Here is a 460-nt window from a genome sequence, read left to right as displayed (position 1 = left end):
GGTCATCACTTGATCACCACGCTTTATTTCTATTTTGACCTGACCTTCACGTCGAGCCTGTTCCAGCAGTTGGGCATCACTTTGCCCCTGACCCACAGCCTGTCCATTTAAAGACATGATCCGGTCACCGGGTTGTAGTCCCAACTTACTGCGCAATGCCGCTGGCGTTCTTGTGGTAACTTCATACCCCCCACCTGCTGCATTGACCCCCATATCTTTTAAATATTGATCACGATCTTCCTGTATCTTTTGCACTGCCTGCCCTAATGCATTTTGCTCCTGGCTGGGCATGGCCGGCATAGATTGATTAGTGTTCTGGTTATTTGTAGCTAGATTGGTCGTTGCTACAGGTGGAACAATGCTTTGATCCAGACCATTTTCAATACCCTTGAATTGTAGTTCTCGCGTCGTGCCATTGCTTTGACGCAACACCACCCGATCCCAATACACTTCAGCCAGC

General features: G+C 48.7%; 1 protein-coding gene. It reads right to left on the bottom strand.

From position 1 onward, the window contains the following. The coding region (locus B2Y23_RS11695) for a PDZ domain-containing protein (protein ID WP_291370962.1) at positions 1-460 on the bottom strand (460 nt) is incomplete at both ends.

The organism is Acinetobacter sp. UBA5934 (assembly GCF_002430855.1).
GTDB lineage: Bacteria > Pseudomonadota > Gammaproteobacteria > Pseudomonadales > Moraxellaceae > Acinetobacter.
Note: the sequence above shows the minus strand (reverse complement) of the source record. Positions and strands in the feature narration are given on the sequence as shown.